Source organism: Bacillus sp. AFS098217 (assembly GCF_002551815.1).
Lineage (GTDB): Bacteria > Bacillota > Bacilli > Bacillales > Bacillaceae_G > Bacillus_A.
Genome location: NZ_NVPR01000016.1, coordinates 224,576 through 250,509, shown reverse-complemented (window position 1 = coordinate 250,509; position 25,934 = coordinate 224,576). Strand labels below are relative to the sequence as shown.

At 34.7% G+C, this 25,934-nt stretch carries 20 protein-coding genes and 3 pseudogenes; 9 read left to right on the top strand and 14 right to left on the bottom strand.

Annotation, left to right across the window (positions count from 1 at the left end; genetic code table 11):
• Positions 1–184 precede the first annotated feature (184 nt).
• Positions 185–328: pseudogene (locus COO03_RS04140) on the bottom strand (undecaprenyl-diphosphatase); the annotation flags it as partial.
• Between the two features lie 355 nt (positions 329–683).
• On the opposite strand from COO03_RS04140, the pseudogene COO03_RS04135 reads away from it, so the two are divergent.
• The 8 genes and pseudogenes from COO03_RS04135 to COO03_RS04095 all read left to right on the top strand — a co-directional run.
• Positions 684–890: pseudogene (locus COO03_RS04135) on the top strand (acetylglutamate kinase); the annotation flags it as partial.
• A gap of 114 nt (positions 891–1,004) precedes the next feature.
• Positions 1,005–1,385 carry a VOC family protein gene (locus COO03_RS04130; protein ID WP_097895324.1) on the top strand — a complete coding sequence of 127 codons (381 nt, stop codon included), beginning with the start codon at positions 1,005–1,007 and terminating at the stop codon, positions 1,383–1,385.
• Between the two features lie 368 nt (positions 1,386–1,753).
• A complete protein-coding gene (locus COO03_RS04120) occupies positions 1,754–3,148 on the top strand; it encodes a sensor histidine kinase (protein WP_097895322.1) in 1,395 nt (464 codons plus the stop codon).
• A 243-nt stretch (positions 3,149–3,391) separates the two neighbouring features.
• Entirely contained in the window at positions 3,392–4,465 is a 1,074-nt protein-coding gene (locus tag COO03_RS04115; RefSeq protein WP_097895320.1) for an ABC transporter permease, read from the top strand.
• Positions 4,465–5,178 carry an ABC transporter ATP-binding protein gene (locus tag COO03_RS04110; protein ID WP_097895318.1) on the top strand — a complete coding sequence of 238 codons (714 nt, stop codon included), beginning with the start codon at positions 4,465–4,467 and terminating at the stop codon, positions 5,176–5,178. Before COO03_RS04115 ends, COO03_RS04110 begins: the two co-directional genes overlap by 1 nt.
• A 235-nt stretch (positions 5,179–5,413) precedes the next feature.
• Entirely contained in the window at positions 5,414–5,782 is a 369-nt protein-coding gene (locus COO03_RS04105; RefSeq protein ID WP_097895316.1) for an HsmA family protein, read from the top strand.
• Positions 5,783–5,843: 61 nt separating this feature from the next.
• Positions 5,844–6,242 (top strand): DUF2871 domain-containing protein, encoded by a 399-nt coding sequence (locus COO03_RS04100; protein ID WP_097895315.1) that lies wholly within the window; start codon positions 5,844–5,846, stop codon positions 6,240–6,242.
• Between the two features lie 13 nt (positions 6,243–6,255).
• The gene (locus COO03_RS04095) at positions 6,256–6,738 is read left to right on the top strand and encodes a CcdC family protein (protein ID WP_097895312.1); all 483 of its coding nucleotides are present in this window, start codon (positions 6,256–6,258) and stop codon (positions 6,736–6,738) included.
• A 536-nt stretch (positions 6,739–7,274) separates the two neighbouring features.
• Here the strand turns inward: COO03_RS04095 and COO03_RS04090 are convergent.
• Both COO03_RS04090 and COO03_RS27420 read right to left on the bottom strand, forming a co-directional pair.
• Entirely contained in the window at positions 7,275–10,055 is a 2,781-nt protein-coding gene (locus COO03_RS04090; protein ID WP_097895310.1) for a dynamin family protein, read from the bottom strand.
• Positions 10,056–10,414: 359 nt separating this feature from the next.
• Positions 10,415–10,531, bottom strand: a pseudogene (locus COO03_RS27420) (IS6 family transposase); the annotation flags it as partial.
• 113 nt (positions 10,532–10,644) lie between these two features.
• Between COO03_RS27420 and COO03_RS04085 the strand changes: the two are divergent.
• Positions 10,645–10,827, top strand: a complete 183-nt coding sequence (locus tag COO03_RS04085) for a hypothetical protein (RefSeq protein WP_097895308.1) — start codon at positions 10,645–10,647, stop codon at positions 10,825–10,827.
• Between the two features lie 308 nt (positions 10,828–11,135).
• Here COO03_RS04085 and mutL read toward each other — a convergent pair whose 3' ends face one another.
• From mutL to rny, 11 genes are all read right to left on the bottom strand, one after another.
• Positions 11,136–13,067 (bottom strand): DNA mismatch repair endonuclease MutL, encoded by a 1,932-nt coding sequence (gene mutL / locus COO03_RS04080; RefSeq protein WP_097895307.1) that lies wholly within the window; start codon positions 13,065–13,067, stop codon positions 11,136–11,138.
• 8 nt (positions 13,068–13,075) lie between these two features.
• Complete coding sequence (gene mutS / locus COO03_RS04075; protein ID WP_097895305.1) at positions 13,076–15,748, bottom strand: DNA mismatch repair protein MutS; 2,673 nt, start codon at positions 15,746–15,748, stop codon at positions 13,076–13,078.
• Positions 15,749–15,928: 180 nt separating this feature from the next.
• Positions 15,929–16,471 carry an outer spore coat protein CotE gene (gene cotE, locus COO03_RS04070; protein ID WP_097895303.1) on the bottom strand — a complete coding sequence of 181 codons (543 nt, stop codon included), beginning with the start codon at positions 16,469–16,471 and terminating at the stop codon, positions 15,929–15,931.
• 219 nt (positions 16,472–16,690) lie between these two features.
• Entirely contained in the window at positions 16,691–17,122 is a 432-nt protein-coding gene (locus COO03_RS04065) for a RicAFT regulatory complex protein RicA family protein (RefSeq protein WP_097895301.1), read from the bottom strand.
• A gap of 3 nt (positions 17,123–17,125) precedes the next feature.
• On the bottom strand, positions 17,126–18,655 hold the full coding sequence (gene miaB, locus COO03_RS04060) for a tRNA (N6-isopentenyl adenosine(37)-C2)-methylthiotransferase MiaB (RefSeq protein WP_097895300.1): 1,530 nt from the start codon (positions 18,653–18,655) through the stop codon (positions 17,126–17,128).
• Positions 18,656–19,098: 443 nt separating this feature from the next.
• Positions 19,099–19,965: a 2-oxoacid:ferredoxin oxidoreductase subunit beta gene (locus tag COO03_RS04055; RefSeq protein WP_097895298.1), complete on the bottom strand. Its 867-nt coding sequence runs from the start codon at positions 19,963–19,965 to the stop codon at positions 19,099–19,101.
• A complete protein-coding gene (locus tag COO03_RS04050) occupies positions 19,952–21,709 on the bottom strand; it encodes a 2-oxoacid:acceptor oxidoreductase subunit alpha (protein WP_097895297.1) in 1,758 nt (585 codons plus the stop codon). The genes COO03_RS04055 and COO03_RS04050 overlap by 14 nt, the downstream gene beginning before the upstream one ends.
• A gap of 248 nt (positions 21,710–21,957) precedes the next feature.
• A complete protein-coding gene (locus COO03_RS04045) occupies positions 21,958–22,881 on the bottom strand; it encodes a dipeptidase (protein ID WP_097895296.1) in 924 nt (307 codons plus the stop codon).
• A 62-nt stretch (positions 22,882–22,943) separates the two neighbouring features.
• Positions 22,944–23,204 carry a stage V sporulation protein SpoVS gene (gene spoVS, locus COO03_RS04040; protein ID WP_000404341.1) on the bottom strand — a complete coding sequence of 87 codons (261 nt, stop codon included), beginning with the start codon at positions 23,202–23,204 and terminating at the stop codon, positions 22,944–22,946.
• A gap of 148 nt (positions 23,205–23,352) precedes the next feature.
• Positions 23,353–24,147: a TIGR00282 family metallophosphoesterase gene (locus COO03_RS04035; RefSeq protein WP_003199419.1), complete on the bottom strand. Its 795-nt coding sequence runs from the start codon at positions 24,145–24,147 to the stop codon at positions 23,353–23,355.
• A gap of 202 nt (positions 24,148–24,349) precedes the next feature.
• The gene (gene rny, locus COO03_RS04030; RefSeq protein WP_097895294.1) at positions 24,350–25,912 is read right to left on the bottom strand and encodes a ribonuclease Y; all 1,563 of its coding nucleotides are present in this window, start codon (positions 25,910–25,912) and stop codon (positions 24,350–24,352) included.
• Between the last annotated feature and the right edge of the window lie 22 nt (positions 25,913–25,934).

The window sequence follows — 25,934 nt, the reverse complement described above, 5'->3', positions numbered from 1 at the left end:
TCTGTCTTATAGATTCGCTTGGAAAAATACGCTTTCTTCACCTGTTCTCACCTCATTTTGTTTGATAAGACAATTATACAACAAAATAAAACGTACGTTCTGAAAAAATGTAATTTTCTTAAAAAAAGAAAAAACCGATTTATCCCCACCTTCACTTCGTTTAGAGGAAGGGGGCTTCTCGGTTAAAATGATAAACTATAATAATTAAACCTAAAAAATATACCATATATTCGGCTAAAAATATCATGGTTGAGTTTAGGAACGAATATTGTTTACCTAAATCATTGATTGCTCGAAAAGTATCAATATTTAATTGAGAAAAAGACATTTTCAAATTCCTCCTTATGTGCGTATATCACTATAAAACAAACACAAATCTAAATGGTTTACTCATGTAAAAATACCAACCTTCTTGTATGCTTATAATTTTATTATGGGAAAAAAGTTTTAAATGGGACTTAACTACTTCTTAACTATTTCTTAATTAAGGAGTAGTCAAATACAAGTTAAAACCTCTTTCTTTTTAGGGGGACGAGAGCATCTGGCCATGCATAGAAGCGGTCAAGGCCTTTTCCTGCCCCACATGCGAGGGTGAAAACAAAGTAGAATACGAGTGCAAATCATGCTTCATTCTGCGTATCAGCGACTTATATGTTGAAAAATTAAAATTGATTTATATAGAAGAGAAAAAATGGTATGCCAATGCAGATGAAATTGTTGAATTCTTAAATAGTATAAATCCCTATATACCTAAAGAAAAATTCAGAAAAATGTTTTATGAACACCTAGCGTTGACTAAATCTGAGGCAGTATCCATCCTAAATAAAGATTATCATTCAGGTGTACAATTGTATGACAAAATTGAGAAGGAAGCCTTAGTTATGACTTGAATCATGAAAATAGTTGTTTATGCCTTACATTTGATATAATCATTAAACAGTTATATGATATTAATACTTAAAAAAATCAATACGAACTGGACTAGAAGAAAGTGAGAGAAGCAAATGATTAATAAAGTCGGTCAAATTATGCTATATGTAAATAACCAAGATGAGGCATTACAATTTTGGACAGAAAAAGTAGGATTTAGTGTAATTTCTGAAGAGGATAATGGTCAAGGATTTAGATGGATTGAAATTGCTCCAACAAAGGAAGCAGGAACGAGTATCATTCTCCATGACAAGGAATTAATCGCCAAAATGCAACCTGAATTAAATCTTAATACACCTTCGATAATGTTTTTCTCAGAAAATCTCGACAAATTACATACAGACCTTTCGAATAAAAAAATCACAGTCGGAGAAATTGTAAGTATGCCTTCTGGCAGAGTATTTAATTTTGCTGATAATGAAAAAAACTACTTCGCGATCATGGAAAAAAAGTAATCACAAAATTATAGAAGAAATGAAAAGTGTGCTGTCAGTTGTACTGGCAGCACACTTTTCATTTTCTTAGAAATTGTAATAACATGTTCATCTTCTGTTCATAAACATTTCTTATTCTACAAAAGTGAAAGGAGGAGCACTTATACTTATTGCATTTTTCACTTTGTTGGATTTTCCAATCTCTTACATCATTTGTAGCCATCATTTTATTTACAGTGAAACTTCCATCAGTGGGAGTTTTCCTTCATCCCCTACTGTTCAGACACATGCTAGCAGTCAACTCCCTCCTATCTTCTATGTTTTCTCAAAATCTTGATACGGAGGTCTTATTTTCAAAAAATAGAACGATAAATTAGAGGTGAAAAAATATGCGCTCATTATATTCTAGATTCGTTATCATATCCATTTTTATTATGCTCGTTAGTAGTATATTGGCATTTTTACTTACAAATGTATATTATCATGTTTATTTAAAACCATATAACAGCGAGAAAATTTTAAAATATGCACAAGAAGTAAAATATTTATATGAGAAAAATACAGAACAAAATAAAGATGATTATTTACAGTCTATTTCTAACCTTGGCTTTGAAGTTTACGTAGTAGACGATAAAAAACAAGGCAAGCGGTACGGTGATAATTTCAAGAAAATGAATATTAGCGAAGAGACAATTGAACATGTATTAAAAGGAAATATATACAATGGGATTGCAACGTATCCTAATCGTTTATTTGCTACTGGCTTTTTTGACAATACACTTTTAAATAGTATTGGAATTCCTATCGAAAACAATGGTAAGGGTTATGCGCTATTTATTCGTCCGGATATTCAACAGCAATTTGGAGAATTACGTATTTTCTATGCTGTTTTATTAGGATTGATTATTGTAATCAGTCTAATTTGCATCGCGATAGCTACGCGCTTTGTCGTTCGCCCTATTCAAAGATTTACACATGCGACAAAAGAAATTGCAAATGGTAAATACGATTTAGTACTACCAGAAAATCGCAGCGATGAGATTGGGACACTTGCGACTAATTTTCGTAAGATGGCCAAAAAATCACAAAATTCAGAGCAGATGCGACAAGAATTTGTTTCGAATGTTTCGCATGAGTTTCAGTCCCCCCTATCATCTATTCAAGGGTTTTCTAAAACATTGAAAACAAATAATTTAACGAAATCTGAGCAGGAACATTACCTAGAAATCATCGAATCAGAAAGCCGACGTATGTCCAGTTTATGTAAACAATTATTAATGCTTGCATCGCTTGATAAGGAGGACCTTACTTTACGTAAGCAATCTTTTGATCTTGGACAGCAAATAAAAGATATTATTTTTATGCTTGAGTGGGAATGGAGAACAAAAGATCTTGCAGTTGAAATGGACGTTCCTAACATACAAATTTACGGAGACGAAAACTTGCTCCATCAAGTATGGACGAATTTGTTTACCAATAGCATCAAATTTACAGAAAGCGGCGGGACAATTTCATTTGAAGCAGAAGAACTAGAAACAGAGTGGCGTATTTCGATTACTGATATGGGTATTGGTATACCTGAAAATGAAGTAAAAAAAATATTTGATCGATTTCATAAAGTTGATACTGCCCGAAATAGAAAAGTAAATGGAAGCGGCTTAGGTCTTTCTATTGTAAAAAAAGTTATTGACCTTCATGAAGGTGCAATAACAGTCGATAGTAAACCTGGAAACGGAACGACCTTCTCTATTTACCTTCCAAAACAAGAAGAAGAGTCTATCTAAACGGAAGGCACTGAAAAAGTCCCTTAAAAAAGAAAAAGAAGATAACCACCTACTATATACAGGGAGTTATCTTCTTTTTGATTTCTGTATATTGATAAAAATTCTGTTATTTACTCAAAGTAGACACTTTTTCAGCAGCCTTTCTAAACGGTAGACTCTTCTTTTGTAATCTTTTGTTCATATTCTGTTCATATTTCCTCTTTATGATAAGGGCATAGAACAAAACAAGGAGGAATGAACCTAATGTTTTTAGCACTTAAAGAATTAAAACAATCAAAATTACGATACGGATTAATCGGTACAATTATGATGCTTTTATCATTTCTTGTACTTATCATATCAGGTCTAGCAAACGGTTTATCTCATGATAATGCCTCTTCTATTCTCGAAATGAAAGCAGACAAATTTATAGTATCAAGTGATGCCGAGGGTAAATTATTGCGCTCTCAAATTAAGAAAGAGGACGTAGATAAAGTATTAGCACAAGTTAATGAAAAAGATGCGGTTCCAATGCATCTTAAAATGACGACATTTGAAAAAGAAGGAAGTTCAAAAAAAGTTGATGCTGCTATCTTTGCAAGTAAGCAAGATTCATTCATTGCCCCAAAAGTGATTGAAGGGAAAAACAGCGCTTTAGCAGACAATGAAATCATTGCTGATGAATCCATCAAAGAAAAAGGTGTAAAGCTTGGAGATGAGCTAGTAGATCCTATTTCTAAGAAAACTTTTAAAGTTGTCGGTTTTACAGAAAATCAAATGTTTAGCCATACACCTGTTGTTCATATGAATGAAAATGTATGGGGCGCTATTTCACTGCCAAATGAAAAAGATTACAGTGTAATCGCTCTAAATACTGATAAAAAAATCAATAATGTAGATAATGCAAAAGTTGTTGATAAAAAAGAAGTACTACAAGGTATTCCAGGTTATAAAGAAGAACAAGGAACATTAACGATGATTATTGCGTTTTTACTTGTAATTTCAGCATTATTAATCGGTGTTTTCTTCTATGTCATTACATTACAAAAAACACACCAATTAGGCGTATTAAAAGCAATCGGAACAAAAAACTCATATTTAGCAGGTAATTTAGTTGTACAATCTATCTTCTTATCTGGTGTCGCTCTTGTAATCGGCATTGGCTTAATCCTTGCAGTGGAGACTGTTTTACCAGCCGGCATGCCATTCTTATTAACAACAACAACAATCTTGCAATATTCAGGTATCTTTATCTTAATTAGTATATTCGGTACACTAATTTCTCTATATCAAGTATTGAAAGTAGATGCATTAGAAGCAATCGGAGGTGGAATGTAATGGTAACAGAAGTGAAATGGGAGAACCCAGCGTCATTATTAAAGCTTGAACAAGTAAGTAAGGTATATGGCGAAGGCGATACAGAAGTAACTGCTCTGCATCCAATTACGTTAGATGTAAAAGAGGGCGAATTTATCGGTATTGTTGGTCCATCAGGTTCAGGAAAAAGTACATTGCTTTCCATTGCAGGTGCGCTTCTATCCCCTTCAAAAGGAAACATTTATATTTCTGATCAAAACGTAACAAATTTATCAGAAAAAGATATGACAAATATTCGCCTAAAAAAAATTGGTTTTATATTCCAATTCGCAAATCTCGTACCTTTCTTATCGGTTAAAGAACAACTTTTATATATCGCTAAGTTAAAGGGAGAAAATAAAAAAGAAGCTGACAAGTTTGCAACTGAATTACTGAAAACATTTGGATTATCACATCGAATGAATCATTACCCAAATCAACTTTCAGGCGGTGAAAAACAACGTGTAGCCATTGCTCGTGCGTTTATGAATAATCCAGACTTAATTTTGGCTGATGAACCTACTGCTAGCCTTGACTCAAAACGTGCTAGAGAAGTCGTTGAATTAATGAAACATGAAGTTAAGAAAAATAAAAAAGCAGCGATTATGATTACACACGATGAAAAAATGCTTGATGTATGTGATCGAATTTTAACACTTCGAGATGGAAAATTACTACGAGAAAACGAAATTTAAGAACTAGTGTATAATAAAAGTAATCTAAAAAAACTTTCTTATCCCCTATTTGATTAGGGAATAAGAAAGTTTTCTTTCATTTAAAGCATATTTTCATTTTTGTTTACAATATAACGCAATTCTAATATAATAATTAGGCAAATTTCATATGTAATATTGCGTTCATATTCTATTCATAATTCTCATGTAACATGCTCTATATAAAGCAAATGACTATTAGAAAGGAATGATGAACGTGTTAGCATCTGCTATTACATGTATTACAGCTGCACTCATTTTTTATACAATCGGAGTATGGAGTGAAAAATTTCAAAAAACATTAAAACCTTGGCATGTTATTATTTTTTGGCTTGGATTAGTATGTGATACGCTCGGAACTACATTAATGGAGAAAATGGCTTCAGCAGGATCTCTCCTTAGCTTTCACGGAATAACAGGCTTATCAGCCATTTTACTTATGCTATTTCATGCTATTTGGGCAACGATTGTGTTAATAAAAAAAGATACAAAAATGATGACAACATTTCATACACTAAGCGTTATCGTATGGTTCATTTGGTTAATCCCATATATTTCTGGCCTCATATACGGAATGACAAGATAACTTTTAAACACAGCCTTATTCCCAAAAATAAACATTGCTAATACTACCTTAGGAGGTTATTATGAAAAAGTTATATAATGCATCTTTTGTCTATTTAATTATCGGTTTATTTTCCGGTGTATTTGCAAGAGAATATGCAAAAGCAAAAGGAATTCAAGGCACTACTCTGCTGAACCTTTTGCACACACATATGTTAGTTCTTGGATTTTTGTTCTTTTTAATTGCCTTTGCCTTATCAAAATCATTTGCATTCCATGAAGCAAAAAGTTTTAACATGTGGTTCATCGTCTATAATTTAGGATTAGTTTTAACAGTATCTTCAATGGCGGCACGCGGACTTCTTCAAATCAATGGAGCTGATTTTAAAGGATTAAGTCATATTGCAGGAATGTCTCATACTATCATCGGTGTCAGTCTCGTTTGGTTTATGATTCTATTAAAAAAATCCTACAAAGGATAAAAGGAGGTCAAACATGAACTTAGCTGTTTTATCAAGTATTATTGCTCTTTGTATGGCTATTGGAATGATGTTCCTTCGCTTAAAATCAGCAAAGAAACCTGTATCACTTAAAAAAATTATACTCCCGCCAATTTTTATGAGTACGGGAGCATGCATGTACATCTTACCAGAATTTCGATTAACAACATCAGAAATTCTCGAAGCAATTATCGTTGGTTTATTTTTCTCTATTTTTCTTATTAAAACATCAAAATTTGAAGTACGTGGAACAGACATCTATTTAATACCTTCTAAAGCATTTATCTTTATTTTAGTCGGTTTACTTGCTGTCCGCATCGGTATGAAAGAATATTTAAGTCAATCAATTGATTTAGCACAATTAAGCGGTATGTTCTTCTTACTTGCTTTTGCGATGATCGTATCTTGGAGAATTGGAATGTACCGTTCATTTATGAAATTGCAAAAGGAAATGAAATTTGTAAACAAGAGCCTTTAATCGAAAAAGCGCATCTCTAAATAACCTGAGCCCGATATACTATCGGGCTCAGGTTATTTATTTTCTTTTAAAATCGTACATTTCATCCCATGATTAAAGACATTCAATTTGAATCATTCGGCTATGTTGATTTTAGGAAGCTATGGATTAAATAATCATGCTACATATACATCAATAAAAAAACCGACATAAAACCTCTCTTTTTTAGGTCGGAGAGAGCATGTGGCCATACATAGAAGCGGTCAGGGCCTTTTTCTTCCACATGCGAAGTAAAAACAGAAAGAGCAAACGAGTGTAGGTTACTTTTTATTCTGCATAACAGGGATTTAGATGTCGAAAAATGAAAATGGATTTATATAAGTTAGTTTATAATGCCCCGCTATATTCTAGTGTTATGCCATATTACGGTTACATCTAGTAATAATACTAAAAAATAGTACCCTTATTGTAAAAATAAACATCTCAACAAACGAAAAAGAAGCAATTTATTTTATCGCTTCTTTTTCTTCACCTAATATTTTGGAGTTACTTTACGTCTACTCTATGTTTGTTTCTAAAGTTAAATCTATATGGGAATTATCTTCACCTATATTTAAGATTACTTCACATTGACGTAATCTCAATTCAAAGAGCGTTATAGAATCATGATAAACTTCAGGATTTGATTTCATTTTATGCAGTGTATCTTGTTTTTCTTGTATTTCTAAATGAGTGTTTTCTACAACTTGTTCCAACGCGCCAAATGGATTTCTAAAGAACATATTAATATCCCGCTCTTGTGCGTTTTCAAATAGCTCAAATTGCAAGAAAAATTTGTTCATAATAGAAGCCGTTACATCGGTATAATCTTCATTTTCTAAATACTGTTTGTATTTGTTATATAGCATATTATTTTTAGGAAGAACTCCAAATAATTTACCGGCACTTTTTAGTAAAAATTGTGCTGGTGTAAATCGGCGGAAGATATTTACTTCTTCCATTTGTATTCTAGTTGTCATTCTATCAATATCTCTGCGCCAGTCATCAAGCACTTTAAAGTCACATTCTAACTGTATTCGATTTTCTCCATATAAAGAATTAAGTCCTTCACTGATTTCTTCTAAGTACGATTGACTTTGAAGGAATTCGTTATTAGAAGTTGCAATCCAATTTTGCATAGAACGAGCAAGATTAGGTAACACAGTTTGTTCTAGATATTTTTGAACTCTTTCATTCATCGCTGTATTTAGTTCAATATCAATGTGCCCAAAATCGCTTTCTTCACTAATTAAATCAGAACAACTCTGCAATAGTTTCGGAATATGTTCTGTAAGATCATTAGTAATTTCGTTTTTCATTGTACGATATGATTCTGTAATTAAATGAATTTTTTCCTTCTCAAAAGCAGTAAGGTTATTAATAAAACCATTTAGTTTAACTAACATATCTTCATTCCAATTAATAGAATCCACTAGGTTGTTTTCCATCTCGACACGTTTATCCAAAAGATATGTAATTGTTTTTCGAATGAAAAACAATAGCTTTTCAGTACGTTCTGCATCGATATTTTTATGGTTAAAGTTAAAATGAATAAACTCAGTTAAATCGTTTAGTTGTTGACTATTTGTATATAACGAAGAGTAAGGGAAAATTCTCGCATGCGGGAAATATGCGTTTATTCTCGCTTGCGTATCATGTATAACTCTTTTTGCTTCTGCTTCACTGTAAATGTTATCGATTTTATTTAATAAAAAATGAATTTGTAGATTTGGTGTATGTTCTTGAATACTTAATAGAATGTCACGTTCTTTGTCAGTAAAAGGTGAATCCGCATTCAATACGAATAATAATTCGTCTACAGAATTTAAATATTCGAATGTCTCATCTCTAGTGTCGTTGTTCCTATTAAAGCTAGGTGTAACAACGAATGTAAGTTTATTTTCACTTAAAAATCTGCATGGTAATTTAAATTCAACACATGCTCTATCTCTATATGTTTGGCGGTGTAGAGACATCATGTTATGGTAATCAGAGAAATTCTCAGTTGTTGTAATTGCTGAATCTGTTATAGTGTTAATTACTGTATGAGCGTCATTTTTAAAGACAACTACATTTGAGATTGAGTTTTCTAATATATTTTCTCCTAGTATAGAGTTAATAAATGAAGCTTTTCCGTTCCCTGAAGTTCCAGTTACTAAAAGGCGATTTGTTCTTAAATCTGCAAGCTCGCCAACTAACCATCTAAATCGATGACCCATTTCTAAATCATGTTTTTGTGCCCACTGTGTAATAGATTCAAAAAGATGTAAACTATACTCTAAGCCATTCACATAATTAATAGAATATGACAGTAGGTTTTCCACATGTTTTATATTTGCTGAATCTATTGTGGAAGGGAAAATCTCATCCCATGCCAATACTGCTGCAGATGGAAATACAGAATGAGACGGATTGGCTACCTTTAACCAATTTGTTAAAAGATTTGGAATGATCTCGTGTAATTGTCTTAGCATATATTGACCTTGAATTAATTCAAAGTACGTTTCTTCGTAAAGAGAAGAAATTTTGTCCCATATATCGGACGAATGTATTTCGATATGTAAGAAAAATTCATTTATTGTTTTAAGCCATAATAAGTAATTTTGTTCATTTTTATAGCTATGCCAAAGTGATGAAACAATTTGCGTAAATTGTACTTGATCTACATTATTTAATGTAACTAATACTTTATAAAAATAGTCTGGTGAAATATTTTTAGTAAATCCTTTATCGATATATCCTTTTAGAACCTCAAACCATGGAAAAGATTCTGTTCGAATTAACTCATTCACAGCAAGCTCTACTGCACTGTCAAAATCTTGCTGTTCTTCATAAAAGGAACGTGCAATTGTTGTGACGTTTGGATAATCGGGATTTAAAGAAACCGCTTCTTTGATAACAGCGAAAGCTGAATCAAGATTATTTTGCTCGATGTAAAGAGACAGTAATTGCAGTACAATTTCGGTCATAAGTATTTTGTTATCAGTAGTAATGGAGGTATAAACATTCTCAGCAACTGATAATTGGTTAAGTTCGAAGTAAGCATCCGCAATATTTTTTTGTGCCCATGGTGCTAATTCATTACTGACTTTCTCCCATTTAAAAATAGCTGATTCAAAATCTTGGTGGTGATAATAAAATTCACCTTGTGCAAAACGAATATAAGATCCATCGGAAATCTCATTTTTTTGTTCGTTTAAATAAGCTTCTCCAAGTACTTGAAGAGGTGGATGTGTTTCATTCTCCATTAGGAATGTTTCATAATATATCTTTTTTATTAATTGTTTTTCTAATCTCATTTTTCCCCCCACTATATCTTGGAAAAATACATTTTTCTCCATGTGTCAATACTTTTTTTGTATTTATGCTTTTTATTTTAACAAAGAATTTCTTTTGGAAAATTTCATTTTTCTTTCATTTTTTAAGTCAGATTGAATTTTAATGAGAAAAGTTTCAGGTTTTTTTCAATTTCCTTTCACTTGTGAAACAACATTAAATGTTCCTAATAACCTAATAACAATATAATATTTTACATTATATTATTTGGAAAACCCCATATAGATTGCATTATAAAAACAATTTATAACGAATATATATGCAATGTTTACTTCGCTGACAAATCGAAAAAACCTCGCATAATGATTGTTAGATGAACCTATATGCCACGTCCCTTCAAAATTTCAGATACATCGCGATAACGTAAAAAACAACAATATTAGTCAACGGCTATTAATACAATATCTTTCTCGAATTGTTTTCCTTTAAAATATTTCAGTAGTTATGTAATTAAATTCCATCAACCTATATAAATAACTAGTCCAAAAAAAATCTATATGCATATCATGTTATAGTAAAGAATTTAGGAAAGCCTAAAAAGGAGGCATTTTCATGTTTGAAGATAAATCTAAAATAAATTACCCCTATGAATTTACCGAAACTACAACAATCCCTCTAAAAAACCCCATTGATAAAAAATTTAAAAACAGCACAGGTACACATACTTTCCCAATTAAGAAGCATTACAAAGAGCAAGTTCTATATACTGAAAAAATTAATAATAATAAAAAATAAATAATCGTATAGGTTCTTATAACAATTAATCAAATAAGAATCAACATTTGGCAATGCATAGCTTTTAGCAATGTATAAACCTCTATTATAAAACTCACGTACCTTTTAAAAAGTGCTAATATACAGCGCTTTTTTATACATAGATACATTTAAGCTAACGTAACCAAGAAATAAACTACTTACAACCTTAAGTATGATATGCTCAAATTTAAATAAACTGCAAAATTACTCCACCTTATTTTCGTTTAACAATTAACTCTACATATTAAAAGGGAGCAACATTTACTGTTGCTCCCTTTTGACATCCCCTACATAACCCTCTTAAACATCTTCTCCAACTCATAAGTTGAATGATGCACAAGAATCGGTCTTCCGTGCGGACAAGTATATGGGTTTGTTGTTGTACGTAGTTCTTCAAGTAAAGCGAATATTTGATTGTTCGTTAAATATTGATTTGCTTTAATTGATGCTTTACAGCTCATCATGATGGCTGCTTCTTCACGTAGTTTTTTAATATCAACTTTTTTTAGTTTGACGACTTGTTGCATTATTTCATCGATGATTTCTGTTTCTTTTCCTTTTGGGAACCATGTTGGGTGTGAACGAACGATAAAGGATTGATGACCGAATTGTTCTAGGAATAATCCCACCTTCTTTAACTCCTCTAATTGTTCTTCAACACGTAAAAATTCCGTAAGAGATAAATCAATACGATATGGTACAAGTAGTTCTTGGACTTCTTGTGCTACTTGTCCTACTTTATCACGGAAATATTCATAATTGATTCGCTCTTGCGCCGCATGCTGATCAATCATATATAACCCTTTATCATTTTGAGCGAAAATATAAGTTCCGTGCATTTGTCCAATTGGATAAAGCGGTGGTAAATCGTTTCCGTTCATTTCGATTTCTTGGATTTCTTCTACTTCTGCTAATTCAAAATCCTCATCATTGCTGTCCCAGCCTTTTTCTTCTTGAAGAGACTCTTCAATGATTGGTTTAGACGGTTGCCAATTGTTTTCTTCCCTTACTAAAGACTCAGGAGGTTGCCATTCTTGCTTTGGTGGTTGCCAAAGTAGATTTTGGTTTTGTGGTTTTGCTTGAACCTCTTCCTGTTTCTCATCCATCCCAGTCGGTAAGACGATATTTGGCATTGGTGGCTCTTTCGGCTTTGTATGTTCAAAGTGAAATTGTTCTTGCACACTTTCATCTTTTTCTTTTTTCTTCGTTGCAACACCAGCATCTGGAATAAGCTGCACTTTTTTAAATGCATCTTGCAATGTTTTTTCAATGAGTTGTAAGAGTTCTTGTTCTTTACTAAAGCGCACTTCTAATTTCGCTGGATGAACGTTTACATCCACTAACATCGGATCCATTTCAATCGATAGAAACCCAATAGGATAGCGCCCAACTGGAAGCAACGTATGATATCCTTGCTGCACAGCTTTCATTAATACATAGTTCCGAACGTAACGGCCATTTACGATTGTGGACATGTAGTTACGAGATGCTCTTGTTACTTCAGGTAACGTTACATAACCACGAATCGTAAAGTCTAATGATTCTACTTCAATTGGAATCAGTTTTTTCGCAACTTGAATGCTGTAAATCGCTGCAAGTACCTGTCTAACATCACCATTTCCTGATGTATGAAGCAGTTTTTTCTCATTATGAAACAGTTTCAAAGATACTTCTGGATGCGACATCGCAATGCGATACACAATATCCGTAATATTCCCTAGCTCTGTATGAATTGTTTTCATATATTTAAGGCGTGCTGGTGTGTTAAAAAACAAGTTTTGAACGGTAATATCTGTTCCCTTTCGGCTCGCCGTCTTTTCTTGCTTAATAATGTCTCCGCCTTTAATAATGAGATGCGTACCTGGCGCATCCCCTGTACTTGTAATTAGCTCTAATTCACTAACAGATGCAATACTTGGCAATGCCTCACCACGGAAACCGAGCGTCCGTATGCGAAACAAATCATTTTCATCTTTAATTTTACTGGTTGCATGTCGTTCAAAAGCAACGATGCAATCTTCTTCTGCAATGCCATCTCCATTATCGATGATGCGAATTTTCGATAATCCCGCTTCTTCTAAGTGGATTTCAATAGATGTACTATTCGCATCGATGGAATTTTCCACAAGTTCTTTTACAACTGAAGCAGGTCGTTCTACTACTTCCCCTGCAGCAATTAAGTTAGAGAGTTGATCATCGAGTTTGCGAATTTTCCCCATCTACTTACTCATCCTTTCTTTAACTTTTTCTGTAAACGATACAATTCATTTAATGCTTCTAGAGGCGTCATATCAAGTAAATCCATTTTTTTAATTTGCGTTAACACAGCTGTTTCTTTTTGATCAAGTATAGACTTGTCCTGTTTGTTCGCAGGCTGTTCTGCGGCAAAGAAAGATAGCTGTGATTCTTCCGCTTCTTCGTTCTTCTCTGGCATTGTTTCCACTTCTTCTTTTACAACGACTGGTTCTTGAACGATTTCTTCTTGGACTTTTATTTCTGCTCGTTTTGGAATGATGATTTCCTCTTGCCCTTCTAACTGCGCTAATACTTCTTTCGCACGAGCAATTAAGCTATCTGGAAGCTCTGCAAGCTGTGCAACATGAATCCCATAGCTTTTATCTGCTGCTCCGTCTTGAATTTTATGCAAGAAGACAACTTTTCCATTTTCTTCAATAGCTGAAACATGTACATTTTTCAGCTGTGCTAAACTTTCTTCTAACACTGTTAATTCATGATAATGTGTTGAGAATAATGTTTTCGCTCCAATTTGGTCATGGATGTGTTCGATGATTGCTTGTGCAAGTGCCATACCGTCATACGTAGAAGTACCGCGGCCAATTTCATCAAATAAAATTAAACTTCTTTCTGATGCATTTGCAATCGCATTTTTCGCTTCTAACATTTCAACCATAAACGTACTTTGACCTGAAATTAAATCATCTGCTGCTCCAATTCTCGTAAAGATTTGATCAAAGACTGGTAACACCGCTTCTGCTGCTGGCACAAAGCAACCGATTTGTGACATAACAGTAATAAGTGCTAATTGACGCATATACGTGCTTTTACCAGACATATTTGGACCTGTAATTAAAAAGACATCCATATTTTCTGGCATCATACAATCGTTTGGAACATACAGCTTTCCATTTAATACTTTTTCTACAACAGGATGACGACCATCTTTAATAAAGATTTCACGCTTATCTGTTAAAACCGGTTTTACAAATTGTTCTTCTTCACTTACTGTAGCAAAACTTTGCAACACATCTAATTCACTAATAACTTTTGCTAAATGTTGTAACTTAGGAATAAATACTTTTACTTCTTCACGCAGTGCAGTGAATAAATCATACTCTAGTTGCACAATTTTTTCTTCTGCCTCTAAAATCAATGTTTCTTTTTCTTTTAATTCATCTGTAATAAAACGCTCCGCATTTGCAAGCGTCTGTTTGCGCTCATAACGCCCTTCTGGAAGCGAAGCAAGGTTAGCTTTTGTCACTTCAATATAGTAGCCAAAAATACGGTTGTAACCGATCTTTAACGATTTAATTCCTGTAATGTCACGTTCACGTTTTTCAAGCTCTGCAATCCATGTTTTTCCGTTTTTACTAACATAACGGTATTGATCTAACTTATCATTATAACCGTCTTTTATAATATCACCATCTTTTATAGAAAGCGGTGGATTTTCTTGGATACTTCTATCTAATAACTCTGTTAAACTTTCGCATGGATCAGCACCTTGAATTAACCTTGCTGCATAAGAATTGTCTATTAGACTAACCGCTTCTAAAATTGTTGGTATTTGCAGAAGTGAACGCTTTAATTGCAGTAAATCACGCGCATTGACACTACCATATGCAACTTTTCCTGCTAAACGTTCTAAATCATACACTTCTTTTAGTTTTTCTTTCAAATCTTCACGTAAGAAATAGTCATTCACAAATGTTTCAACCATTTCTAAGCGTTCTTCAATTTTTTCTTTCTGTATAAGCGGACGCTCCATCCACTGTTTTAACATACGACCGCCCATAGCTGTTTTCGTTTTATCTAATAGCCATAATAGCGAACCTGTTTTCTCTTTAGTTCGAAGCGTTTCTGTTAACTCTAAATTTCGTTTTGAATGTACATCAATTTTCATAAATTGATTTGTATAATAAATATCCACTGGTTGCAGGTGATCTAATGAACGTTTTTGCGTTCTTAGTACATAATTCAATAAGCGTCCCACTGCTGTAACTAATTTCGTTTGCGTTACATTTTTCACAAGATGCTCTAATCCTTCAGGAACTTTCGTTTCATCTTCATAAGAAATTGTCATTTTTAATGTTTCTGTTAGCTTGTTTAGCTCATCTTTTGAAAATGTAGACTCGACAACTATTTCTTTTGAACCTGTTGCATAGACTTCTAGCAAGATATCTTCTACCGTACCTGTTAACAATGTTACCGTATTTTGTCCTGTTGTTAAGTCATTACACGCTAGCGCATAAGAACCATCTTCAAAGTGTGTTAATGCCGCTAAAAAGTTATTTTCTTTCTCGTCAATTGTACGCCCTTCCATCATCGTCCCTGGCGTAATTAATTGCACTACTTCACGGCGCACTACTCCCTTAGCTGTTTTCGGGTCTTCTACTTGCTCACAAATCGCTACTTTGTATCCTTTTTCAACGAGCTGTTCAATATAATTTTTCGCCGCATGATATGGAACTCCACACATTGGTATACGATCGCTACTACCACCATCTCGGCTTGTTAGTGTGATTTCAAGTTCATGTGCCGCCTTAACCGCATCCTCAAAAAACATCTCATAAAAATCGCCTAATCTAAAAAATAAAAAGGCATCTTGATAGTCTGCCTTGACCTTTAAATATTGTTGTATCATAGGGGTATACTGAGTCATCTGTTTCCTCCATACTTCATAAAAATGTGCTATATATTTATATGCTACACTTCACGGATACTCTTATCTCCTCTTTTAGGAGTCTCTCTTCATTATAGCACATTTTCATCAGGAAAAATGTCCATTCAGTATCACTTATATAATATAAAAAGCTAGGAAGAAATTCTTCCTAGCCCTCCCTTACTCCTCTTCTGCATCTAAAATAAAGTTTGGATCTAATTCTTCAAATTCATCATCGCTAACCTCAAAATCACTATCGCCTTCTGGACATCCATCTGGATTTATACTGACGCAAATTTTTGTTTCCCCAACTACTTCCGTTAGAAATTCACGCTCTACAGTTACAACAATTTTGTTACCATTCGGTGAAACAACCGCTTCTAAACAGTTCGGATGCTGAATAACACGAGCAATAATTTCGGAATCTTCACCAGAAAAATTTTTATCACGATAGCCGATGTTCACCTCATCTGTGTAGTTAATACGTTCTGTTACAACTTCCGTTTTCGTATTTTCATCAAACGAGTACCATGTATTCACATCGTAATACCCTTCAATTTCCACCATTTTTCCACTTCTTCTTGCCTCATATGTGTGATTAATTACCCAACATCCGAGAATACTTGTCGGTTCATTATTTGATTCACATGTATGCGTCGATTTTGTATACTTACGTCCTTTTCCAACTACTGCCTTTGTAATAATCTCTCTGAATTCGGACATTTAAAACCCTCCTCAATCGATATTCATTTAATCATATGCGTGACAATAGCGGAATGTGTCATTCTTTTTTTGAAAAGAGTATGTATCATTACAAATTGAAACTTTAATCAGTAGTGGAGTTCTTCACCTTCACTACTCATTCCCCCTCACCAGTCAAGATTTTATGAGCAATATTAGCGGGATAAAAATAAAAAAAGAGATGTCTATAAGACATCTCTCTTAGCAACCGCAATTACCTTTTTTACTTTCTACTTCTGCACCAGTTTCTCCTTTTAATACATCTCCACCAGTCGAAATTAAAATTTCATCCGTTACGTTGTTAGAGATTGTGCTCGCTACAAGTTGCAATAAATCATTAACATATGTTTGTGAAGACTTGAATTCCTGTACAACCGGAATACTATCCAATTTATCTTGCAGAGCATCAATTTCCGCTTCTACTTTTTTCAATGCTTCCCATTTCCCGTAATGCTGTAAGTTTACTGCTTGTTTTTGCAGTGCTTTTATTTCATCAATTGTACGCTTTACATTTTCATTCTTATGGATTTGTGCTTCTGCACGTTTAAAGAAATCCACTTCTTCTGTTTCAGCAATCATTTTCGCTAATTCTTTTGCTTGCTCAACAATTTCATCTTTTGTATATACTTTCATCTATTATTTCACCTCAATCGGCTCCTCAACTAATTCCCCGTTTAGAGACCAAGTTTTCGCTTCTGTTACTTTTACTTTTACAAGCTGACCGATTACAGATTTTGGAGCAACGAAGTTTACAAGTTTATTAGCACGTGTGTAACCTGCAAGTACGTCTGGATTATTCTTACTTTCCCCATCAACCAATACTTCAACAATTTGTCCCTCATATCGTTTATTCTTTTTCATAGAATACTCATTTACTAATGCATTTAAACGTTGTAAACGTTCTTTTTTCACTTCCATCGGGACATTATCCTGCATTTTTGCAGCTGGTGTTCCTTCACGAGGTGAATAAATGAATGTAAATGCACTATCAAATTCTACTTCACGATATAAAGACATCGTTTCCTCAAATTGCTCGTCTGTTTCATTCGGAAAACCAACGATAATATCAGTTGTTAATACTGCATTCGGAATCGCTTTTTTGATTTTACGTACAAGTTCTAAATAATGCTCACGTGAGTATTTACGCGCCATAATTTTAAGCATATCTGTGCTACCAGATTGTACTGGTAAGTGGATATGTTCTACTAAATTACCACCTTTTCCAAGCACCTCAACTAGGTGGTCATCAAAATCACGCGGGTGACTTGTTGTAAAGCGAATACGCGCTATATCAATCTTACGAAGTTCATCCATTAAATCACCAAGACCATATTCAGTATCATCGAAGTCTTTACCGTATGCATTTACGTTTTGACCAAGTAATGTAATTTCTTTATAACCATTTGCAGCTAAATGGCGAACTTCATTAATGATATCTTCTGGGCGACGGCTTCGTTCTTTCCCACGTGTATACGGTACGATACAATATGTACAGAATTTATCACATCCATACATAATGTTTACCCAAGCTTTAATATCACCACGGCGTACTTTCGGAAGGTTTTCAATTACATCTCCTTCTTTCGACCAAACTTCAACAACTGTCGCTTTAGAAAACATCGCATCTTTTAAAATATAAGGTAATCGATGAATATTATGTGTACCAAATACCATATCTACATGTTGGTTTTTTTGCATAATTTTGTTTACAACAGATTCCTCTTGAGACATACAACCACATACACCGATTAAAAGATCCGGATTTCGTTGTTTTAATGATTTTAAATGGCCAAGCTCTCCGAATACTTTATTTTCAGCGTTTTCACGAATGGCACAAGTATTTAATAGAATTACATCTGCATCTTCTGTTGCAAATGTTGGTTCATATCCAAGCGCTGTAAAAATACCGGCCATTACTTCCGTATCATGCTCATTCATTTGACATCCGTAAGTACGGATATAAAACTTTCTTCCTGCACCAAAATTACGAAACTCTTCTGGCAGACCGAAATCACGATCAATTTTCACTTCTTCTTTCCCGCGCTTTTTCGCATCCTTTAAAGAAGGTGGCTGATATACACTTTCAAAGTATTTGCTATAATCTTTTTCTTCCTTTTTCGCAGAAGAATTTGCTTGTTGACTTGCTAATCGTTGTTGCTCGTTCATGGGTAATCTCCTTTCAACCTTAACTATACACTGTAGTCTATTCCAATAACGATCAGACCCATCTTAAAGATTAGAATAGTTTGAGAGATAACTTGCCCCTTTGAAACTCGAGTAATCGATCTAACCACCTATAAGAATGGAATCTTCCCGACACGAATAGACATTCCCTTTTTTATTGTTTTAACCTTGTCCTTGTAAAAAAGCATATTGCTTTATTTTCCATATACACTATCATAGTATAAAGTGTTTAGCCAAATTTAACAACAAAGAGACTACATCCCCCACGCATCCTAAAGCGAATGAACATGATGTCCTAATACAACGATTCGTTAATTATTTTATCATTCTGAATTTTCTAAGTAAATATTTTGTAATAAAATCCTCCTATATTATTTCAAACCGAAAGTAAAAAAGCTACCAATTGGCAGCTTTTTATTTCATGATTACATAAATTCAGCAACAAGCTCATCAAACATCTTTTGATCCATTTGTAAGTCAGCTTGAACTAAAGGTTTTTCACTGTAGCCTTTTACCAGATCTTGATAAGAAGGCTGTTCTGTATTTTGGTAAATCAGACCTGTTACTAGACCTTTGTTTTCCATCAGCGTTTGCATTGCAATCATACGGTTAGATGGATCATATCCTTCTACTGTGCTTAGTTTTGTTAAATTCTCTTTAAACCAATCATACGTATTTACTTTATTATAAGTAACACATGGGCTAAATACATTGATTAAAGAAAACCCTTTATGTTGAATACCAGCTTCGATCAGCTGCGTTAATTCTTTTAAATCACTAGAGAAACTCTGTGCCACAAAAGTCGCACCTGCTGTTAATGCCATTTCCATGACAGATAGTGCTGGTTCAATTGAACCTTGTGGTGTACTTTTCGTTTTAAATCCAGCTTCACTACGTGGTGAAGTTTGACCTTTTGTTAGCCCGTAAATTTGGTTATCCATTACGATATACGTAATGTCAATATTACGACGAATAGAATGGATTGTGTGTCCCATACCAATTGCAAAACCATCGCCGTCACCACCAGATGCGATAACTGTCAAATCACGGTTTGCCATTTTCACACCTTGTGCGATTGGAAGTGCACGTCCATGAATACTATGCACACCATAGGAATTAATATAACCTGAAATACGACCTGAACAGCCGATACCAGAAATAACTGCTAATTCGTCTGGATTTAAACCAACGTTAGCTGCTGCACGTTGAATCGCAGCTTGCACCGAGAAGTCTCCGCAACCTGGACACCAGTTTGGTTTTACACTGTTACGAAAGTCCTTAAATGTTGCCATTTAATACAACCCCTTTTTTGCATTCGTTGTAAATTTCTTTTGGTAAGAATGGATTTCCATCATATTTTAAGAGACTAGAAATTTTCTCACCATTACCAAGATTCATTTTCATAATGTTAGCAAGTTGACCAGTCGCATTGTTTTCTACTACAACAACGCGCTTCGCACTCTTCACAAGTGGATCGATTTCAGCCGTTGGGAACGGATGGATTAAACGCACATGAGCGTGATTTACTTTCATTCCTTCTTGCTCTAAACGTTCCATCGCTTCCTCAATTGCACCACGAGTAGAGTTAAAACCAACTAACAATACATCAGCATCATCATACTTGGCATTTTTATAAACAGGGGTATTGAACTTCAAATTCGCCATTTTACGGAAACGTTTGTCCATTTGTTCTTTACGATTCAGCGCTGATTCAGATGGTTTACCAGTCTCATCATGCTCTACACCAGTCACATGGTGAACACCATTTTTCATACCAGGTAGAACGCGTGGTGAAATACCATCTTCTGTCACTTCATAACGTTTGAAATATGCTTTATTTTCACGCTCTGGTAACTCTGCTTGTAAATCAAGCTTACCACGGCGAATTTCTACTTTATCTAACTTCAGTGGTTCAACTGTTTGTTTTCCTAAAGAAAGCTGTAAATCTGTTAAGAAGATAACTGGAACTTGATATTCTTCCGCTAAGTTAAACGCTTCTACAATATCATAGAACGCTTCTTCAACAGTACTTGGCGCCATTACGATTTTGGGAATTTCACCATGTGTTCCATAAATCATTGCCATTAAATCAGATTGTTCTTGTTTTGTTGGTAAGCCCGTACTTGGACCACCACGTTGTGTATCTACGATTACAAGAGGTGTTTCTGTAATACCTGCTAAGCCAATCGCTTCCATCATTAAAGATAGACCTGGACCTGCCGATGCCGTTAATGTACGAACACCAGCATAGTTTGCACCAATAGCCATTGTACAAGCCGCAATTTCATCCTCAGTTTGGATTACAGTCCCGCCTACTTTTGGAAGCTTTTTAATTAAGTATTCCATAATTTCAGATGCAGGTGTAATTGGATATGCAGACATAAAGCGAGCACCACCAGCTACTGCTCCAAATGCAATCGCATCGTTACCGATCATAAACATGCGTTTTTGACCGTCAGCTTTTTCAAGCTGCATCATATTTACTTTCTCACCAAGCAATTCTTTCATATATTGAGAGCCGCGTTTGATTGCTTCCATATTCTTTTGAACGACTTGCTCTCCTTTGCGACCAAAGATCTCTTCAACAACCTCTAAATAAACAGTTTCATCTAACCCTAGTACCGAACTAGATGCTCCAACAGCAACCATGTTTTTCATTAATGATGTACCTAATTCTGAAGCAATATCTGTAAACGGTATCACATATAGATTCACATCTGCATTTTCAGGTATAGTCGGATTAAATTTCGCATCCGCAACAACAATTCCGCCTGGACGTAATTCGTGGAAATTAAAATCGATTGTTTCTTGATCAAATGCAATTAAAATATCTAAATCATCTGATATCGCGCGCACCTCAGTTGTACTTACGCGAATTTTATTATTTGTATGACCGCCTTTAATCCGTGATGAGAAGTGGCGGTAACCGTATAAGTAATATCCTAATCGGTTTAATGCAATACAGAAGATTTCTCCTGTACTTTCAATTCCTTCACCTTGTTGTCCTCCAACTTTCCATGAAAGTTGACTAATCATCTCCTACACCCCTTTTGGCTGCATTCATTGTAGTGTATTTTTTTACAGTAATAGTTTAGCACTTTTTATACAAATAAACTACAATGGACGCAAATTATACCTCTTCTGACTTCCCTGAATCTTTTGTATAATCTTAATTCGTCTACCATTCTAGCCTTACCATACAAAAAAAGCAATAAATTGTTTTTATTTCGTTTTTAATTTTTTAAATTTTTAAATTATTTATATTAACTATTTTAAATCCAACACTAAAAAGGAATATGTTCAACAAAATTATCATATAAAAAATTGCGAACACTCGCCTCACTGTATCTTTTACAAAGTTCATTAATTATATGTTCATAGCTCCTATACGCTTCTATTCCTACCGCCATCTCTGGCATACCATCAAAATCCGAGCCAAATCCTATATTTTTCTCTCCTCCAAGCGAACAAATATGTTCTACATGACGTAATATATCATCTATATAGGCTGGTCGATGATTCGTTAAAAACTCAGGTACAAAGTTCACACCAATCACAGCATTTTTTTGAATCAGTACTCGTATTTGTTCGTCTTTGAGATTACGTGGATGGTGACACAGATTGTGACAATTCGAATGTGAAGCAATTGGATATTGAGCGATTTCCATTACATCCCAAAATCCTTTTTCATTTAAATGAGATACATCTGTCCATAAACGAAACGAATTAAGTTCTTGTACAACTTTTTTACCAAAAGCAGTTAACCCTGCTCCCCTTGTTTCCAGTGCACCATCAGCTAGTAAATTCGCATAGTTCCATGTTAACCCGAAAGATCGTACTCCTAAGCGATAAAACAAGCGCAATTTCATCATTTCTTTCCCAATCGCTTCGCACCCTTCTAATGTTAAAATGGCGCCAATTTCACTCTTTCCTAACTGCTTTATATCTTTTTTCGTCTGTATCAATTTCATACCTGGTAGCGATAAAATTTCCTTATGAAATATATCTACCATAGTTAGGGCAACTTCAAAACGTTCTTCATACGCTACTGTTTCCGGTACATATATCGCAAAGCATTGTATACTTCCTTTTCTCCGCTCTAATTGTTCAAAAGTAATATATAATGCTGGATCACTTTGGAAATGTTTTTTTCCTTTTGCATTCCATAATTGCCATAACACATCACAATGCGCATCAAAAACTTTCATTCCCTTGCCCCCTTTACCATAAAAACAACCTGTTTGCACACAAGCAAACAGGTTGTTCAAACTTAACGAGGTTCTACAATTAGCTTTATCGCTGTACGTTCTTCACCATCAATCATAATGTCTGTAAAAGCTGGGATACAAATCAAATCCAAACCACTAGGCGCTACAAATCCTCTTGCAATTGCTACTGCCTTCACGGCTTGATTCAATGCACCTGCACCAATAGCTTGAATTTCTGCTGTTCCGCGTTCACGAATCACTCCAGCAAGTGCACCAGCTACAGAGTTAGGGACCGAAGTTGCTTTAACTTTTAATATTTCCATTCCACGTTTCCTCCTCGTTTCTAAAAAAAGTATTAGCGATTATTTCACTTTAACTTATATTCACGAGGAACGAGGCGTATTCCTGCTAAATCTCTGTAATTTTTCTAAAAAATTAAAATATAATGTTTTTTCTAAATTTTATAGAAAACTATTCAAAAAATGGCTGATCATCATTAATTAAAATGCGCTCAATTTTTTTCGCTTTTCCTGTATTTGGATCCACATCAATTAGTACTGCACTTAATTGTGTTCTACCATTTGTCACTTCAAAACGCACAGGTAAATTTGTTAAGAACTTTTTCAGTACAGCTTCACGATCCATACCTAAAATTCCATCATATGGGCCTGTCATACCTACATCTGTAATATACGCTGTCCCGCTTGGTAAAATACGATTATCAGCCGTAGGAACATGTGTATGCGTTCCTACTACCGCTGTAGCACGACCATCTACATACCAGCCGAGCGCTTGCTTTTCACTTGTTGTCTCAGCATGAAAATCAATAAAGATAATATTCGTGCGTTTTTTCGCAATATTAATTAACTCATCTACTTTTCGGAATGGACAATCAATTGGTGGAAGGAATGTACGACCTTGCAAGTTAATTACCGCTACTTCCGTACCATTACAATTCACGAAAATAAGACCTTTTCCAGGAGTTCCTTCTGGAAAATTGGCCGGCCTTGCAAGATATTTAGCATCATCAATAAATTCAAACACTTCACGGTTATCCCAAGCATGATTTCCAAGTGTAACTGCTTGTGCACCACATTCTAAAAAGTTTCGGTATATTTTCTCTGTAATACCACGACCACCTGCTGCATTTTCTCCATTAATAATTGTTACTGTAGGTGTATATTTTTTCTTTAATGCCGGTACGTATTGTTGAATCATCCCTCTACCAGGAGATCCTACTACATCCCCAACGAATAATATTCTCATATCTATTACCCTTTCTATATACTACTTTTTCATTACCATACCATATTACAAGCTATTCACTTGTAATAAAACCATATTGCTCATTTTAAATTCCCTGCCATCCTACTATAAAAATAATGTATAAGGGCTATTTACGGTGATGGAAGTGTCACTTTATTTTACCCAATTCCAACACAAAAAAATAAAGTGGCATTTCACCACTTTATTTTGCGTATTCCACTGCACGTGTTTCACGAATAACAGTTACTTTAATATGGCCTGGGTAATCCAGTTCATTTTCGATACGCTTTCGAATATCACGTGCTAAACGATGAGCTTCTAAATCATCGATTGTATCTGGTTTTACCAGAATGCGAACTTCACGTCCTGCTTGAATTGCAAAAGATTTTTCTACGCCTTCATAAGACTCTGAAATCTCTTCTAATTTTTCAAGACGACGAATATAGTTTTCAAGCGTCTCACTACGAGCTCCTGGTCTTGCAGCTGACAATGCATCTGCCGCAGCAACTAGAACTGCAATGATTGAAGTTGGTTCCGTATCACCATGGTGAGATGCGATACTATTTATAACAACAGGGTGCTCTTTATATTTCGTTGCGAGTTCGACACCAATCTCAACGTGACTACCTTCTACCTCATGATCAATTGCTTTTCCGATATCATGTAATAGACCAGCACGTCTTGCTAGTTTTTCGTCCTCACCAAGCTCTGCCGCCATAAGTCCTGTTAAGTACGCTACTTCCATAGAGTGTTTCAACACGTTTTGTCCATAACTTGTACGGTATTTCAAACGACCTAAAATCTTAATTAAATCTGGATGTAATCCATGGACACCTACTTCAAATGTTGTTTGTTCTCCTACTTCACGAATATACTCATCCACTTCACGTCTTGATTTTTCGACCATTTCTTCAATACGTGCTGGGTGAATACGTCCATCCTGTACGAGCTTATCAAGAGCGATACGAGCTGTTTCACGACGAATTGGATCAAATCCAGATAAGATTACTGCTTCTGGTGTATCATCAATAATAAGGTCAATACCTGTTAACGTTTCTAACGTACGAATATTACGACCTTCACGCCCAATAATACGTCCCTTCATTTCGTCATTTGGAAGATTTACAACCGAAACGGTTGTTTCAGCAACATGATCAGCTGCACATCTTTGCATTGCAAGAGATAAAATCTCTTTTGCCTTCTTATCCGCCTCTTCTTTCGCACGAACTTCACTTTCTTTTACCATAACGGCAATTTCATGAGAAATTTCACTTTCTACTTTCCCTAAAATGATTGCTTTCGCTTGTTCGCGTGTTAGATTAGAAATGCGCTCTAATTCCGTTTGTTGCTTTTGAACTAACTCTCCCACTTTGCTTTCCAACTCTTCAATCTGTTGTTGTCTCGCTACAAGAGATTCCTCTTTCTTTTCTAACATTTGCTCGCGCTTATCGAGCGTTTCGTCTTTACGATCAAGGTTCTCTTCTTTTTGCATTAAACGATTTTCTTGTTTTTGTAATTCGCTTCTACGATCACGAATTTCTAATTCAGCTTCTGTACGAAGTGTATGAATTTCATCCTTTGCTTCTAAAAGCGCTTCTTTTTTAAGTGCCTCTGCTTCGCGATTCGCTTCGTCTAAAATACGCTTCGCTTCATTATCAGCACCATTAATCTTCGCTTCTGCAATAGACTTTCGAACAAAAAAGCCAACAACTGCACCGACTGTTGCAAGCAAAATGGAGATGAGTATCCAAACTGTACTACTCATGATTTCACCTCCCCTTGCTATG

What these genes read in the sequence shown, in the direction of transcription:
- COO03_RS04130 (WP_097895324.1), top strand. Translation starts at nt 1,005, where the DNA reads ATGATTAATAAAGTCGGTCAAATTATGCTATATGTAAATAACCAAGAT.
- mutL (WP_097895307.1), bottom strand. Translation starts at nt 13,067, where the DNA reads ATGGGGAAAATTCGCAAACTCGATGATCAACTCTCTAACTTAATTGCT.
- spoVS (WP_000404341.1), bottom strand. Translation starts at nt 23,204, where the DNA reads ATGGAAATATTAAAAGTTAAAGCAACTTCGGTCCCTAACTCTGTAGCT.
- COO03_RS04090 (WP_097895310.1), bottom strand. Translation starts at nt 10,055, where the DNA reads ATGAGATTAGAAAAACAATTAATAAAAAAGATATATTATGAAACATTC.
- COO03_RS04045 (WP_097895296.1), bottom strand. Translation starts at nt 22,881, where the DNA reads ATGAAAGTTTTTGATGCGCATTGTGATGTGTTATGGCAATTATGGAAT.
- COO03_RS04035 (WP_003199419.1), bottom strand. Translation starts at nt 24,147, where the DNA reads ATGAGAATATTATTCGTTGGGGATGTAGTAGGATCTCCTGGTAGAGGG.
- COO03_RS04065 (WP_097895301.1), bottom strand. Translation starts at nt 17,122, where the DNA reads ATGAAAGTATATACAAAAGATGAAATTGTTGAGCAAGCAAAAGAATTA.
- COO03_RS04120 (WP_097895322.1), top strand. Translation starts at nt 1,754, where the DNA reads ATGCGCTCATTATATTCTAGATTCGTTATCATATCCATTTTTATTATG.
- COO03_RS04100 (WP_097895315.1), top strand. Translation starts at nt 5,844, where the DNA reads ATGAAAAAGTTATATAATGCATCTTTTGTCTATTTAATTATCGGTTTA.
- COO03_RS04050 (WP_097895297.1), bottom strand. Translation starts at nt 21,709, where the DNA reads ATGATTAGTCAACTTTCATGGAAAGTTGGAGGACAACAAGGTGAAGGA.
- COO03_RS04095 (WP_097895312.1), top strand. Translation starts at nt 6,256, where the DNA reads ATGAACTTAGCTGTTTTATCAAGTATTATTGCTCTTTGTATGGCTATT.
- COO03_RS04085 (WP_097895308.1), top strand. Translation starts at nt 10,645, where the DNA reads ATGTTTGAAGATAAATCTAAAATAAATTACCCCTATGAATTTACCGAA.
- cotE (WP_097895303.1), bottom strand. Translation starts at nt 16,471, where the DNA reads ATGTCCGAATTCAGAGAGATTATTACAAAGGCAGTAGTTGGAAAAGGA.
- mutS (WP_097895305.1), bottom strand. Translation starts at nt 15,748, where the DNA reads ATGACTCAGTATACCCCTATGATACAACAATATTTAAAGGTCAAGGCA.
- COO03_RS04115 (WP_097895320.1), top strand. Translation starts at nt 3,392, where the DNA reads ATGTTTTTAGCACTTAAAGAATTAAAACAATCAAAATTACGATACGGA.
- COO03_RS04055 (WP_097895298.1), bottom strand. Translation starts at nt 19,965, where the DNA reads ATGGCAACATTTAAGGACTTTCGTAACAGTGTAAAACCAAACTGGTGT.
- rny (WP_097895294.1), bottom strand. Translation starts at nt 25,912, where the DNA reads ATGAGTAGTACAGTTTGGATACTCATCTCCATTTTGCTTGCAACAGTC.
- miaB (WP_097895300.1), bottom strand. Translation starts at nt 18,655, where the DNA reads ATGAACGAGCAACAACGATTAGCAAGTCAACAAGCAAATTCTTCTGCG.
- COO03_RS04110 (WP_097895318.1), top strand. Translation starts at nt 4,465, where the DNA reads ATGGTAACAGAAGTGAAATGGGAGAACCCAGCGTCATTATTAAAGCTT.